The organism is Arcobacter sp. ISO1, assembly GCF_058105185.1.
The window spans coordinates 427,079-439,632 of the sequence record NZ_CM176573.1 but is presented as its reverse complement, the minus strand read 5'-3'; the positions used below and the strand labels follow the sequence as shown (position 1 = coordinate 439,632).

General features: G+C 29.3%; 13 protein-coding genes. 1 reads left to right on the top strand and 12 read right to left on the bottom strand.

Annotated elements, in window-relative coordinates; all coding sequences use genetic code 11:
• Positions 1-89: 89 nt before the first annotated feature.
• The 12 genes from rpsI to rpsT form a co-directional block, all read right to left on the bottom strand.
• Positions 90-479 carry a 30S ribosomal protein S9 gene (rpsI, locus tag AC2TY9_RS02170; protein ID WP_489779206.1) on the bottom strand — a complete coding sequence of 130 codons (390 nt, stop codon included), beginning with the start codon at positions 477-479 and terminating at the stop codon, positions 90-92.
• A 5-nt stretch (positions 480-484) separates the two neighbouring features.
• Positions 485-904 carry a 50S ribosomal protein L13 gene (gene rplM / locus AC2TY9_RS02165; RefSeq protein WP_489779205.1) on the bottom strand — a complete coding sequence of 140 codons (420 nt, stop codon included), beginning with the start codon at positions 902-904 and terminating at the stop codon, positions 485-487.
• 76 nt (positions 905-980) lie between these two features.
• Complete coding sequence (locus tag AC2TY9_RS02160; protein ID WP_489779203.1) at positions 981-2,357, bottom strand: sensor histidine kinase; 1,377 nt, start codon at positions 2,355-2,357, stop codon at positions 981-983.
• On the bottom strand, positions 2,351-3,025 hold the full coding sequence (locus tag AC2TY9_RS02155; protein WP_489779201.1) for a response regulator transcription factor: 675 nt from the start codon (positions 3,023-3,025) through the stop codon (positions 2,351-2,353). Before AC2TY9_RS02155 ends, AC2TY9_RS02160 begins: the two co-directional genes overlap by 7 nt.
• A gap of 60 nt (positions 3,026-3,085) precedes the next feature.
• On the bottom strand, positions 3,086-3,754 hold the full coding sequence (locus AC2TY9_RS02150) for a phosphate signaling complex PhoU family protein (RefSeq protein WP_489779199.1): 669 nt from the start codon (positions 3,752-3,754) through the stop codon (positions 3,086-3,088).
• Positions 3,754-4,524: a phosphate ABC transporter ATP-binding protein PstB gene (gene pstB, locus AC2TY9_RS02145; protein WP_489779198.1), complete on the bottom strand. Its 771-nt coding sequence runs from the start codon at positions 4,522-4,524 to the stop codon at positions 3,754-3,756. The genes AC2TY9_RS02150 and pstB overlap by 1 nt, the downstream gene beginning before the upstream one ends.
• Positions 4,525-4,544: 20 nt before the next feature.
• Positions 4,545-5,729 (bottom strand): phosphate ABC transporter permease PstA, encoded by a 1,185-nt coding sequence (gene pstA / locus AC2TY9_RS02140; protein WP_489779196.1) that lies wholly within the window; start codon positions 5,727-5,729, stop codon positions 4,545-4,547.
• Complete coding sequence (pstC, locus tag AC2TY9_RS02135; RefSeq protein WP_489780447.1) at positions 5,726-6,619, bottom strand: phosphate ABC transporter permease subunit PstC; 894 nt, start codon at positions 6,617-6,619, stop codon at positions 5,726-5,728. The genes pstA and pstC overlap by 4 nt, the downstream gene beginning before the upstream one ends.
• A gap of 94 nt (positions 6,620-6,713) precedes the next feature.
• On the bottom strand, positions 6,714-8,435 hold the full coding sequence (locus AC2TY9_RS02130; protein ID WP_489779195.1) for a GGDEF domain-containing protein: 1,722 nt from the start codon (positions 8,433-8,435) through the stop codon (positions 6,714-6,716).
• Between the two features lie 76 nt (positions 8,436-8,511).
• The gene (locus tag AC2TY9_RS02125) at positions 8,512-9,564 is read right to left on the bottom strand and encodes a PstS family phosphate ABC transporter substrate-binding protein (protein ID WP_489779193.1); all 1,053 of its coding nucleotides are present in this window, start codon (positions 9,562-9,564) and stop codon (positions 8,512-8,514) included.
• 168 nt (positions 9,565-9,732) lie between these two features.
• On the bottom strand, positions 9,733-10,800 hold the full coding sequence (gene prfA, locus AC2TY9_RS02120; RefSeq protein ID WP_489779192.1) for a peptide chain release factor 1: 1,068 nt from the start codon (positions 10,798-10,800) through the stop codon (positions 9,733-9,735).
• A 49-nt stretch (positions 10,801-10,849) separates the two neighbouring features.
• Complete coding sequence (rpsT, locus tag AC2TY9_RS02115) at positions 10,850-11,110, bottom strand: 30S ribosomal protein S20 (RefSeq protein WP_489779190.1); 261 nt, start codon at positions 11,108-11,110, stop codon at positions 10,850-10,852.
• Positions 11,111-11,217: 107 nt separating this feature from the next.
• On the opposite strand from rpsT, the gene glmM reads away from it, so the two are divergent.
• Positions 11,218-12,552, top strand: a complete 1,335-nt coding sequence (gene glmM, locus AC2TY9_RS02110; RefSeq protein WP_489779188.1) for a phosphoglucosamine mutase — start codon at positions 11,218-11,220, stop codon at positions 12,550-12,552.
• Positions 12,553-12,554 lie beyond the last annotated feature (2 nt).

The following is a 12,554-nucleotide window of genomic DNA, read 5'->3' as shown; positions in this document are numbered from 1 at the left end:
GTATTTTTTAAAGACATAAAAAAAGGAGCAACAATTGTTGCTCCTTTGATAATCGTATATATTTGTATATAAAATTTTGAATTTGCAGATTATCTTTTTGAGAACTGAGTTGATTTTCTCGCTTTTTTCTTCCCGTATTTTTTTCTTTCAACAGATCTAGCATCTCTTGTTAGTAAACCATAAGGTTTTAATACAGCTCTAAATTGCTCATCATAAGCAACTAATGCTCTAGAAATACCATGTCTAACAGCGTCAGCTTGTGCAGAATATCCTCCACCAAGAGTTGATACTACAATATTAACTGAAGTTTCTTGTTTAGCTACTTCAAGTGGTTGAGTAACTCTTTTTTTAACTGCTTCATGTCCACCTAACCATGCGTCTAAAGATAGACCATTAATTGTAAGTTGACCATTTCCATTTTCTAACCATACTTTAGCGATGGCAGATTTTCTTCTTCCTGTTGCATATACTTTTGCCATTAGTCTTATCCTTTAATTTGCGCAGTGTGTGGGTGTTCTGAATCTGCGTATACTTTTAATTTTTTTAACATCTCTTTACCAAGTTTTGTTTTTGGTAACATTCCTCTAGTTGCTAATTTGAATAGTTTTTCAGGATTGTTTTCTAGCATGTCAGACATTTTGTGTGTTTTAGTACTTCCAAAGTATCCTGAGTGCGTAAAGTAATTTTTGTCTTCTAATTTAGCACCAGTAAATCTAGCTTTTGATGCATTGATAATTACTACATAATCTCCACAATCTACGTGAGGAGTGAATGTAGGTTTATGTTTACCTCTTAGAAGTGTAGCAACTTCAGTAATAATTCTACCAAATACTTTATCTGTTGCGTCAATTACTACCCAATCTCTTTCGATTTCGTTGGCTTTAGCCATTTTAGTAAATTTCATCTATTTTCTCCGATTTTGTTAATGAGGTGGAATAATAGTGTAGTGATGCTTAATATTTACTTAAATTAAGTATCTTTTAATATTTTATTATGAATTCTGAACCTTCAAGAGGTTTACTTTTAATTTCTAAGTCAAATTGGTGTAATTTTAATATAGAAGTAACAATAAAAAGTCCCAATCCTAAAGAGTTGTTCCAGCCATTTTCAGAGACTCTATAAAATTTTTGATTGATTTTATTTAAATCAGTTTCATTAATACCAATACCTCTATCAATAATACTTAGAGTAGAGTTTTCAATTTTAATCACAACTTCATCTTCTGAATATTTTAAAGCATTTTCAACAAGGTTACTTATTGCTAATGAGAAAAGAGTTTCATCTACATAAAGTTTTTTATCTTCTCCAATTATTGATATTTCTCTATCTTTATATTTCTCATTTAAATCAGAAACTATCTCTTTAGCAAGCTCTCTAACAGAACACTCAGTTGTTATAACCTGTTGTTTTCCTTCTTCAAGTTTTAGTGTTAGTCTTAATTTATCAATAATTTTTGACATCTTCACACCATTATTTTGAATCTTTCTAAGAAATTTTTCTTGCATTGATTTTGGTAGTTCATTATCATTTAAAATAGTTTCAGCATATCCTGAGATAATTGCAATAGGGTTTTTGAATTCATGGGATAAAGCAGAGATGATTTCATCTTTTTGTCTATTGGCAATTTTTAATTTTGCAGTTTGTTTAGACTTTTGTTTCTCTCTTTTGGATAGTTTGCTAGCAACTTTATTTAAAAGTCTTGTTATCTTGTTAAACTCATCAGAAAATTCAGAATGTATCTCTTTTGTTGGTTTTTTATTACTCATATCAATTAAAAACTGTAAAATAGAATTTGTTTCATCTTTTATTTTTATACTTATAAAATAAGTGAAAATCAAAGCAACTATTATAAAAGCGGTAATAAAAGCAATAATTTGATAACTTAAAGAAGTGAAGTTCTCTTGTATCTTTTTAGTGTAATCAGCAAGTCTTATATAATATATATTATCATCAATTGCAATTTTTTTTGCTACGTATAAAAGCTCTTCATTTAATGTGGTTGAATATCTAATGATTTTCCCATAGCCATCATATTTTGCATGAATTATTTCAAACCTTTTAGAGTGGTTTTCCATTATCTTTTCGTCTTTATCACTATCTGCTATAACAGTTCCATCTTCGTCAACAATTGTAATTCTAAGACCTGTCTTAGCTTTAAATGTTTTAACTATATAGTTTATATTATCTAAGGAGTGAATTGCAAACGAGATTGAGTCTATGTTTTGTGAAAGGTTTTTTTCAATTTGATCTAGATATATATTTTTTGACCAATAATAAGTAGTAGTACTTAAAATAAGAAGTAAAAAAATAAATATTAAAAGGAAGGTTCTAAAAAAAAGTTGATGAAGTTTTAACAAAACAGGTAACCTTCTCCTCTAACTGATTTAATATATTCTTTTTTATTCTCTGGGTCAATTTTAGCTTTTAATCTCTTAATTGCAACATTAACAGTTTTTAGTTTTTTATCATATGAATCTTCCCATACGGCTTCAAGCAAGTGTTCTCTACTCATTAAGATATCTCTATTTTTTATAAACTCTAAAAGTAGATCATGTTCAAGATGGGTTAGTTCTACTTCATCTTGTTCTATATAAAATTTCTTTTTTGCTGCTTTATAAACGATATCTCGAACTTTTATAACATCTAAGTCTTTAGTGGTTCTTCTAATAACCGCTTTAATTCTTGCAACTATCTCTTTTATATTGAAAGGTTTTGTAATATAATCATCAGCAAAAGATTCAAATCCTTCAAGAATATCTTCATCTTTATCCTTTGCTGTTAGATATATTACAGGGGCTGTATAACCTTTCTTTTTTATATCATTGATAAAACTAGTACCATCAATTCCTGGAAGATTTCTATCCATGATGATTAAATCTATAGTTTCTTCATCTAAGACTTTTTCAAGTTTTTCATTTACACTTAAAAAGCCAATTGTTTCATAACCTTCTTTTTGTAAACTATATTCAAGAAGCTCTAAAATATCCTCTTCATCTTCCACTATTAGTATTAGTTTATCGTTCATTTCTTCTCTTTGTTAATTGATGTTGTATTTTATTGCATATAACTTAAAAAAAGCAATTTTTTAAGCTTGTTCTATTATACCACCAACTTCAGCAAAAACTAATAGATTAGATATTGATGCTGCTCTATCTGCAACTTTTTCTAATCTTCTTAAGCTACTTAATACTTCAAAGTAATCTTTTGAAAGTTCAATGTTTTCAGATGCAAGTTTGAAGATATTTTTTTCAACCATTGCATATAAATCATCAGTTTTACTCTCTTCAACAGTTACTTTTTTGTATCCCAGTTCAACGTCTTTATCAACTTTTTCTTTTACTAAATTAACAGCAGTCTCAAGTGCACTATTTGATGCTTTTAATAAAGGGATTGCATATTCTAAAATTGTATGTTGGTCTAATTCTTCATTAAATGATTTTTTAAATGTTTTAACAAATGACTTAGAGTTTGTTCCTGCTCTTAAAAGTTCATTTGTAACTTTTAAAAATGAAACCATCTCCCTTAAATCTCTAGCCTCTGGTGAATATAAAGCTAAAGTCTTAACAATTAAATTATCAATTTCATTTGCTTTTACTGATAATGACTTAATCGATAAACTTACGTCTTTTAACATAGATAAATCATTTTCTTTTAATGCAGATAAAGAGATTTTATTTGCATGAACAATCTCTTCTCCCATTGAATAGATTTCATTTTTTATCGTTTCAATATTTTCTTTGTATGGTTTTAACATTACCCAAACCTTCCTGTAATATAATCTTCTGTTTTCTTATTAGATGGATTAACAAAAATTGTTTCTGTCTCATCATATTCAATTAGTTTTCCAAGGTGGAAAAACGCTGTATAATCAGCAACTCTTGCTGCTTGTTGCATATTGTGTGTAACTGTAATAATTGTATATTTCTTTTTAAGCTCTAACATCAATGCTTCAATTTTTTCAGTTGAAATTGGATCAAGTGCAGAAGTTGGCTCATCCATTAAAATAACTTCTGGTTTAACTGCAATTGTTCTAGCAATACATAATCTTTGTTGCTGACCACCTGAAAGTGAAGTTCCAGGGTCTGTTAATTTATTTTTAACCTCTTCCCAAAGTCCAGCATCTTTTAATGACTTTTCAACTAATTCATCACAAGCTTTACCTTTTTTTACTAATCCGTGTTTTAAAGGTGCATAAGCTACATTATCATAAATTGATTTTGGAAATGGATTTGGTTGTTGAAATACCATACCAATTCTTTTTCTTACTGAAACTTCATCAACATCTTTGTCATAAACATTTTTCTTATCAATTACAACAGAACCATCAATCTTTACAATTGAGATTAAGTCGTTCATTCTATTTAAACATCTTAAAAATGTAGATTTACCACATCCAGATGGTCCAATTAATGCTGTGATTTTATTTTCATATAAAGGTACACTAATTCCATGAAGTGCATGGTTATCTCCATACCAAAGATTTAAATCTTTTACATCTACTTTTACGTTATTATCTTTTGCCATTTTTATTCTTTCCTTAATTTTTACCATTTTACTTCATATTTCTTTCTAAGATAAATTGCCAATGAATTTAGCGAAATTAAAATTGTCAATAGTACCATAATACCTGCAGCTGTTTTTTCTATATACATTCTTTCTGGCATACCAGCCCATGTAAATAACTGTGCGGGCATAACTGTTGCAGCTTGAAAAATTGAACCTGGTGCATCTGGAATAAATGCAATCATACCAATAATAATTAGTGGTGCAGTTTCACCCATAGCTTGTGCTAAACCAATAATTGAACCTGTTAAAATTCCTGGGAATGCTAAAGGTAAAACGTGGTCTCTTGTAACTTCAATTTTTGTAAGTCCCAATCCATATCCTGCTTGTCTAATTGAATCAGGAACTGATCTTAGTGCTGCTCTTGAACTTACTATAATAATTGGTAAAGTCATAAGAGCTAATGTTAAACCACCAACTAAAGGAGAAGATCTTGGCAGACCAAATAGGTTAATAAAAATTGCTAAACCTAAAAGACCAAATAAAATTGAAGGAATAGCTGCAAGGTTATTGATATTTACTTCAATAGTTTGTGTAAATTTATTATCATCTGCAAACTCTTCAAGATAAACGGCTGTCATAACTCCAATTGGAAAGGCAAATAACATTGTAATAATTAATGTTAAAATAGAACCAATAATTGCAGAGTTTAAACCAGCAAATTCGGGTGTTTTAGAATCTCCATTCTTGAAGAAAATCTCATTAAATTTTAACTGGGCAGTTCCATCTTGTTTCATTTGGTCAATAAGTTTTTTATCTTTTGATTTTAACTTATAATAGTGACCTTTTAAATATTGGTCTACATTATCATCAGCAATCACCCATGTTTTAAGGGTTTTTCCAACTAAATCAGGGTTCTTTTTCATCTCCATAGGTATTGTTCTTAGAAATGCTCTTGAGACTACTCTTACATACTTTCTGTCAACTGCTTTTCTATAGTTTTTCTTTGTTACTTCTGAATAAGTTACATCAACTTGTAAATAAGCTTGTTGAAAAGCAGGAGCTCCTTTTGATATAATATCATATAAAAAGAAAGCAAGAAAAGCCATTGTAAACACTAAAGATGTTATTGTAAAGGTTTTAAACCTCTTCGATTTTCTATGTCTTGCATTTAATGTAGGATCATAAAATGGATTATTTTTATTATTTTTATTTCTTTTAATCATAATGTATTCACTTTATATTTTTCTTTAAATTTTCTAATCATCATTAATGAAACAATATTTAGAGCTAGAGTAACAACAAATAGAATTAGTCCCAGAGCAAAGGCAACTAAAGTTTCAGGTGAATTAAATGCTTGGTCACCTACAAGTGCATCTACAATTCTAACTGTTACTGTTGTCATATCTTCTAAGGGGTTAATTGATAAGTTTGGTCTTAACCCTGCTGCCATTACAACAATCATTGTTTCACCAATTGCTTTTGAAAAACCCAATAAACAAGCTGAAATAATTCCTGGTAGTGCAGATGGTAAAATAATATCTTTGATAGTCTCACCATGAGTCATACCAAGACCAAAGGCAGCTTTTCTTTGAGAATCTGGAACTGCTCTAATAACATCATCAGATAATGATGAGATTACAGGGATAATCATGATTCCCATAACAACACCAGAAGCTAAAGCAGAGTTAAATGTAGCTTCTAAACCAAAAAATGCAGCAGCCTTTACAACAAAAGGAGCAACTGTAATAGCTGCGAAGAAACCATATACAACAGTTGGAATACCAGCTAAAATTTCCAATATAGGTTTTATATAGTCTCTTGTTTTATTTGAAGCATATTCACTCATGAAAATTGCACTTCCAAGTCCAATTGGAATAGCAACTGCAAGAGCAATAATTGTAATCATAATTGTACCTGCAAATATTGGTACTGCACCAAACTGACTTCCTACTTGTCCAGGAGACCAAACCGTTCCTGTTAAGAAGTACCAGAAGCTTCTAAGTTTAAAAAACTCGATTGCTTCAAAAAGAATTGAAAAAAGAATACCAAAAGTAGTTAGAATAGAAATAGTTGATGCAACTATCAATGCTAACTTAATTAATCTCTCTTTCATTTCATTTGATTTATTTTTTGATTCAAAAGAATGCAAGTTTTACCTTTATCATATAATTTTGTACGAATTTTATAAAATTTAGGTTACAGATAAGTTACATGCTAATTGAGATACCATAAGGTAACTTGCTTAGCTTAGATTGTTTTTTGATTTTTCCTAGATTTTCGTTAAATATCTCTTCTGAAGATTTCTCACAAATCTCTATAATAGCAGCACTAATACTAAGTAGGTTAAATTCTCTTTGCACACCGAATCTATCATTAGCAATAATATATTTTCTATTTAAATCCTCTTTTGAATACAAACTTGAAACATTAACTTCAAAGCTTTCTATGAGAAATCTTACAATTTCATAAACCTCTTCATAGTTTTTATCAATAAAGCCTATAAAAAAATCATCACCACCTATATGTGCAATCAAGTTTTCACTTGGTATTATTTTTTGTAGAAGCTCAGAAAAAATTAATATTGCTCTATCACCTTGTCTAAATCCATATTTATCATTAAAGGGTTTGAAATCGTTAAAGTCAAAATAAACAATATGAACATTTAATTTTTCACTAAATATTGTATGCAGATAAATTTCAATTTGTTTATTCCCCGGTAATTTAGTTAGTGGGTTTTGATTTTGTGCAATTTCTAAGTTTCTTTTATAAGAAAGAGACAAAAGATTATTAAGGCTTATAAAACCACAATATTTATTTTCTTTAGTAACAAAGATACCCTTTGCATCATTCATCATATGGAAGATTTCAAGTGCTTTATCAATTCCCCATTTTATATCAATTTGAGGGACAGGTTTTATGAAATGTTTTAATTTTGTTCTAAAAGCATCATTTTTAGATAATGCTAAACCATATTGTGAGTAAGATATTTTCTTGATATCAACTTCATAAATAGCACCTAAAATATTTAAATTTTTGTCAATTATTGGAACAAAAGTATTTTGTGTATGCTCTTTAAAATATATAAATAGGTCATGTAAAGATGAGTCATCATTTAAAGGGTCTATTCTGTCAATGTATGATTTATCAATCTTATCACTATTAATTACTCTTTTATCCTCTTTTATAAATTTAAATTTTGAATAGTTCTTTTTTACTTCATTTATATTTAGAGTTGGTTTTGCAATAAGATATCCTTGAATAAAATCTACTTTCAAATCTTTACAAGTATAGTATTCAGAAATATTTTCAACCCCTTCTGCAATAACTTTTATCCCCATTATATGTGCCATATCTACTAATGAAGCACAAAAAAGTTTTTTCTTATGATCTGTGTTTATATTTTGTATAAAGAATTTATCAATTTTTATAAAGTTGGTATCAGAGATATAAAGTAAATGAAGTCCTGAAATTCCAGTACCAAAATCATCAATTGCAATACTATAACCATATTTTTTATAGGTATTTATAATATCTACAAAAAGTTTTTGGTCATCAAATTTAAAATGTTCTGTTAATTCAAAACAAATCTTGTCTGAACCTATGTCAAGTTTTTTTAAAAGTTCAAGTGTAGTACCAAGTTTAAAATCTTTTACAGTGAAAAATCTATTATCAACATTATAAAATAGTTTTAAATCTTTTATCCCTATAGCTTTATATTTTGTAAGTGCTTTCTCTCTTAGTAGATTATCTATTTCAAATAACATATTTTTTTTATATATATAATTAAAAAAATCAGAGATTTCATTAAATCCTAGTTGATTAGTATTTCTAATAAGTGCTTCAACCGCAAAGGTTTTTCCTGAATAGGTATTAATAATTGGTTGAAAAGCAAAATCCAGCTTATCAATATTTGCTAGTATATTTCTCATGAAACTTCCAAGTTAAAAGGGATAAAAAAAGAGAAGGCTTATGCCTTCTCTTTATAAGGTAAGTGTGATTATTTAATTAGTGTTTTTTTAAATCATCTAAAGTTAATTTTTTACCTGCAGTAACAGATTTTCTTAATTCTGTTCTTTGTGCATCTGGTAAAGCAATTAATCCAATTTCAGCTAAGATTCCTTCAGAACCAATCATATTTTCAGACATAAACATATTTACATATTTATTCATCGCTGGAACATCTTTTTTGTGAGAGTTTTTAGTATAGAAGAATAATGATCTAGCAATAGGGTATTTACCAGATGCAATTGTTTCTGGGTTTGGTTGAACACCATTTACAGAAGCACCAGTTAATTTGTCATCATTTTCCATTAAGAAAGAGTATCCGAAGATTCCAAATGCATTTTTGTTTTTAGTTAATTTTTGAACGATAATATTATCGTTTTCACCTGATGGCACATAAACACCGTCAGTTCTTATTACAGAGTATTTTTTATATTTTTTGTTAGCTTTTTTATCAGCTTTATAAAGGTCAGTATATACTGCCATTTTTTTGAATGTACCTTGCATTACCATTTCTTCGAAAGCATCTCTAGTACCAGAAGATTTTGGTGGTCCATAAACGATGATTTCTCTATTTGGTAAAGAAGCATCAATTTGATTCCAAGTTTTATATGGATTTTTTACTAATGATTTACCATCTTTAGAAGGTACTTCTTCAGCAACTGCTAAAGCTAATTGAGCTTTAGAAACTGTAAATGCACCATTTGATTTATCTTGAGCAAATGCAATACCATCATAACCGATTACTGCTTCAGTAATATCTGTAACACCATTTTTTTCACATAATGCGAATTCTTTAGTTTTCATTCTTCTTGAAGCATTAGTGATATCTGGAGTATTTAAGTCATTTCCAGCACAAAATAATTTCATACCACCACCTGAACCAGTTGATTCAACTACTGGAGTTGGGAATTTAGTTGTTGCACCTAATTCTTCAGCAACAGCAGAAGAGAATGGATATACTGTAGATGAACCTACGATTTTGATTTGATCTCTAGCAGATAGAGAAACAGTTAAGGCTGCAGATGCTAATAAAGCAATTGAAGTTTTTTTCATATGATTGTCTCCGTAAATAAAATTTATGGTGAAAGTTTAATCACTTCCGATTACATTTTGGTGACAACTTAGGTTTCATTACTATAAATGGCAGTATATGGAACTTTTTTGATTTTTTTATATGTGTGTAGGCTTGTTTTGTAAGTGTTTTAAAAGAAGTAAATGGGATTATAACCCATTTGCTTCTATAAGTTTGGTTTGATAGTCAGTAATTAATGGGTCAATGATTTCATCAAAAAATCCATCATTCATAATTGCATCTAATCTATATAGTGTTAAGTTAATTCTGTGATCTGAAACTCGTCCTTGTGGATAATTGTATGTTCTAATTCTTCCACTTCTATCTCCAGTACCAACTTGCTCTTTTCTATCAGCTCCCTCTTTCTGCATTTTTTCTTGCAGTTCTAGGTCATAAAGTCTAGCTTTTAAAACTTTCATAGCTCTATCTTTATTTTTGTGCTGAGATTTTTGATCTTGGTTTGTAACAACAATACCTGATGGAATATGAGTAATTCTAACTGCTGAGTCGGTTGTATTTACTGATTGCCCACCATTACCACTTGCTCTCATTACATCAATTTTTAAATCATTTGGATTTATATCTATTTCTACATCATCAACTTCTGGCATAACTGCAACAGTAATAGCTGATGTATGAACTCTTCCTTGAGATTCAGTTGCTGGTACTCTTTGAACTCTATGGGTACCACCTTCAAATTTTAACTTTGAATAAACATGGTCACCTTTAAATAAAGCTACAATCTCTTTAAATCCACCAGCTTCACTCTCATTTTGGTTCATAAGTTCTACTTTCCAACCATTTGATTCTGCATATCTTAAGTAGGCTCTAAAAAGGTCACCAACAAAGATTGCAGCTTCATCTCCCCCAGTTCCTGCTCTTAATTCTAAATAGATATTTTTATCATCATTAGGATCTTTTGGAATCATCAAAAATTTGATATCTTCTGCAAGTACAGGTAGTTTTTGTTCTAGCTCTCTTAGCTCTTCTTTAGCTAGTTCAGCCAATTCATCATCATCAAGCATCATTTTATTATCATCAATATCTTCTAGAGTTTTTATATACTCTTTAGCTTTGTTAACAATCGGTTCAATACTTGATTGCTCTTTTGAAAGTGCTGTCATTTTTTTTATATCAGATATGATATCAGGAGAGATTAACAATTGGTTAATCTCCTCATATCTGTCTATAAAAGGCTGTAATTTATCTTGTAGCATATTTGTTTAAATTTATTTGTTATAGACTAATTAATATTAAAAAATAAAATTATATAGCATTAACTTTTGTTTGTAATCTAGAAACTTTTCTTGCTGCAGTACCTTTTTTAAGTATACCTTTAGAAACACAATGGTGAATATACTTGTTTGCAGCTTTGATAGCTTCGCTTGCTTTTTCTTTATCAGCACCTTCAACTGCAGATAATACATCTTTTGTTACGTTTTTGATTCTAGTTTTATAGAATCTGTTTCTTTCAGCTCTAACTTTAGTTTGTCTAGCTCTTTTCTCAGCAGATTTGTGATTTGCCATTATTTTTTAACCTCTTTATAAAATTTTTAAGGGTAGAATAATATCTAATTTTCTTTAAAATTGACTTAAAATAAGCAAAATTTAATAAAAAACATTGAAGGACTTTTATGAAACTGTTTGGAACAGATGGAGTTAGAGGTAAAGCAGGGGATTTTCTAGACGCTATTACTGTATTGAAGTTAGCAAAAGCTGCGGGTATTTATTTTAGAAAGAACTCAAGTACAAAAAGAATACTTGTTGGTAAAGATACCAGAAAAAGTGGCTATATGATAGAAAATGCTCTAGTTAGTGGTTTAACATCTGTTGGATACAATGTAATACAAATTGGTCCTATGCCAACACCTGCAATTGCATATTTAACAGAATCTATGAGATGTGATGCCGGAATTATGATTAGTGCATCTCATAATCCTTATGAAGACAATGGTATCAAGTTTTTTGATAATCATGGTGACAAATTAGGAACTAGCGCTGAAAAAGAGATAGAAAATATTTTTAAATGTGACGAAAAACTAATGAGTGAGCAAGTTACAGGAAGAAGTATTGGTTCATCAAAAAGGATTGATGATGTTATTGGAAGATATATTGTATCTATCAAAAGTACTTTCCCGCAAGATTTATCCTTAGCAAACATGAGAATAGTATTAGATTGTGCCAATGGCGCAGCTTATAAAGTTGCTCCTACTATTTTAGATGAGTTGGGTGCAGAGGTTATTACAATTAATGATAAACCAAATGGTTACAATATTAATGATAATTGCGGAGCTTTACATCCAGAAAATGTAGGGAAACTAGTTAGAGAATATAGAGCTGATTTAGGAATTGCCTTAGATGGTGATGCCGATAGATTGGTTGTAATTGATGAAAATGGTGAAGTTATAGATGGAGATAAACTTTTAGGTGCTTTAACTTTATTTTTGAAAAATGAGGGGCAGCTCAAAGGTGATGCTTGTGTTGCTACTGTTATGTCAAATAAGGCATTAGAAGATTTTTTAAATTCACATGATTTAAATCTACTTAGATCAAATGTTGGTGATAAAAATGTTTTAGAACTTATGAAAAAAGATAATATTAATTTTGGTGGAGAACAAAGTGGACACATAATTTTTGCAGATGCTGCAAAAACTGGTGATGGACTTGCTTCTGCTTTACAAGTTTTAGCACTAATTATTAGAAGTGGTAAGAAAGCCAGTGAGGTTTTAAATCCATTTGATTTATATCCACAAACTTTAGTTAATCTAAATGTAAGTGAAAAAAAACCAATAGAAGAAATTGAAGGATTAGAAAAATTACTTCAATCAATTAGAGCTAAAGGGATTAGAGATTTAATTAGATATTCTGGAACTGAAAATAAAATAAGACTTTTATTAGAAGGAAGAAATCAAAAAGAAGTAGCTGAATCTATGAATGAATTAGAGGCATTTATAAAAAAAGCATTATAAAA

What these genes read in the sequence shown, in the direction of transcription:
- rpsI (WP_489779206.1), bottom strand. Translation starts at nt 479, where the DNA reads ATGGCAAAAGTATATGCAACAGGAAGAAGAAAATCTGCCATCGCTAAA.
- rplM (WP_489779205.1), bottom strand. Translation starts at nt 904, where the DNA reads ATGAAATTTACTAAAATGGCTAAAGCCAACGAAATCGAAAGAGATTGG.
- AC2TY9_RS02155 (WP_489779201.1), bottom strand. Translation starts at nt 3,025, where the DNA reads ATGAACGATAAACTAATACTAATAGTGGAAGATGAAGAGGATATTTTA.
- AC2TY9_RS02150 (WP_489779199.1), bottom strand. Translation starts at nt 3,754, where the DNA reads ATGTTAAAACCATACAAAGAAAATATTGAAACGATAAAAAATGAAATC.
- pstB (WP_489779198.1), bottom strand. Translation starts at nt 4,524, where the DNA reads ATGGCAAAAGATAATAACGTAAAAGTAGATGTAAAAGATTTAAATCTT.
- pstA (WP_489779196.1), bottom strand. Translation starts at nt 5,729, where the DNA reads ATGATTAAAAGAAATAAAAATAATAAAAATAATCCATTTTATGATCCT.
- pstC (WP_489780447.1), bottom strand. Translation starts at nt 6,619, where the DNA reads ATGAAAGAGAGATTAATTAAGTTAGCATTGATAGTTGCATCAACTATT.
- AC2TY9_RS02130 (WP_489779195.1), bottom strand. Translation starts at nt 8,435, where the DNA reads ATGAGAAATATACTAGCAAATATTGATAAGCTGGATTTTGCTTTTCAA.
- AC2TY9_RS02125 (WP_489779193.1), bottom strand. Translation starts at nt 9,564, where the DNA reads ATGAAAAAAACTTCAATTGCTTTATTAGCATCTGCAGCCTTAACTGTT.
- prfA (WP_489779192.1), bottom strand. Translation starts at nt 10,800, where the DNA reads ATGCTACAAGATAAATTACAGCCTTTTATAGACAGATATGAGGAGATT.
- rpsT (WP_489779190.1), bottom strand. Translation starts at nt 11,110, where the DNA reads ATGGCAAATCACAAATCTGCTGAGAAAAGAGCTAGACAAACTAAAGTT.
- glmM (WP_489779188.1), top strand. Translation starts at nt 11,218, where the DNA reads ATGAAACTGTTTGGAACAGATGGAGTTAGAGGTAAAGCAGGGGATTTT.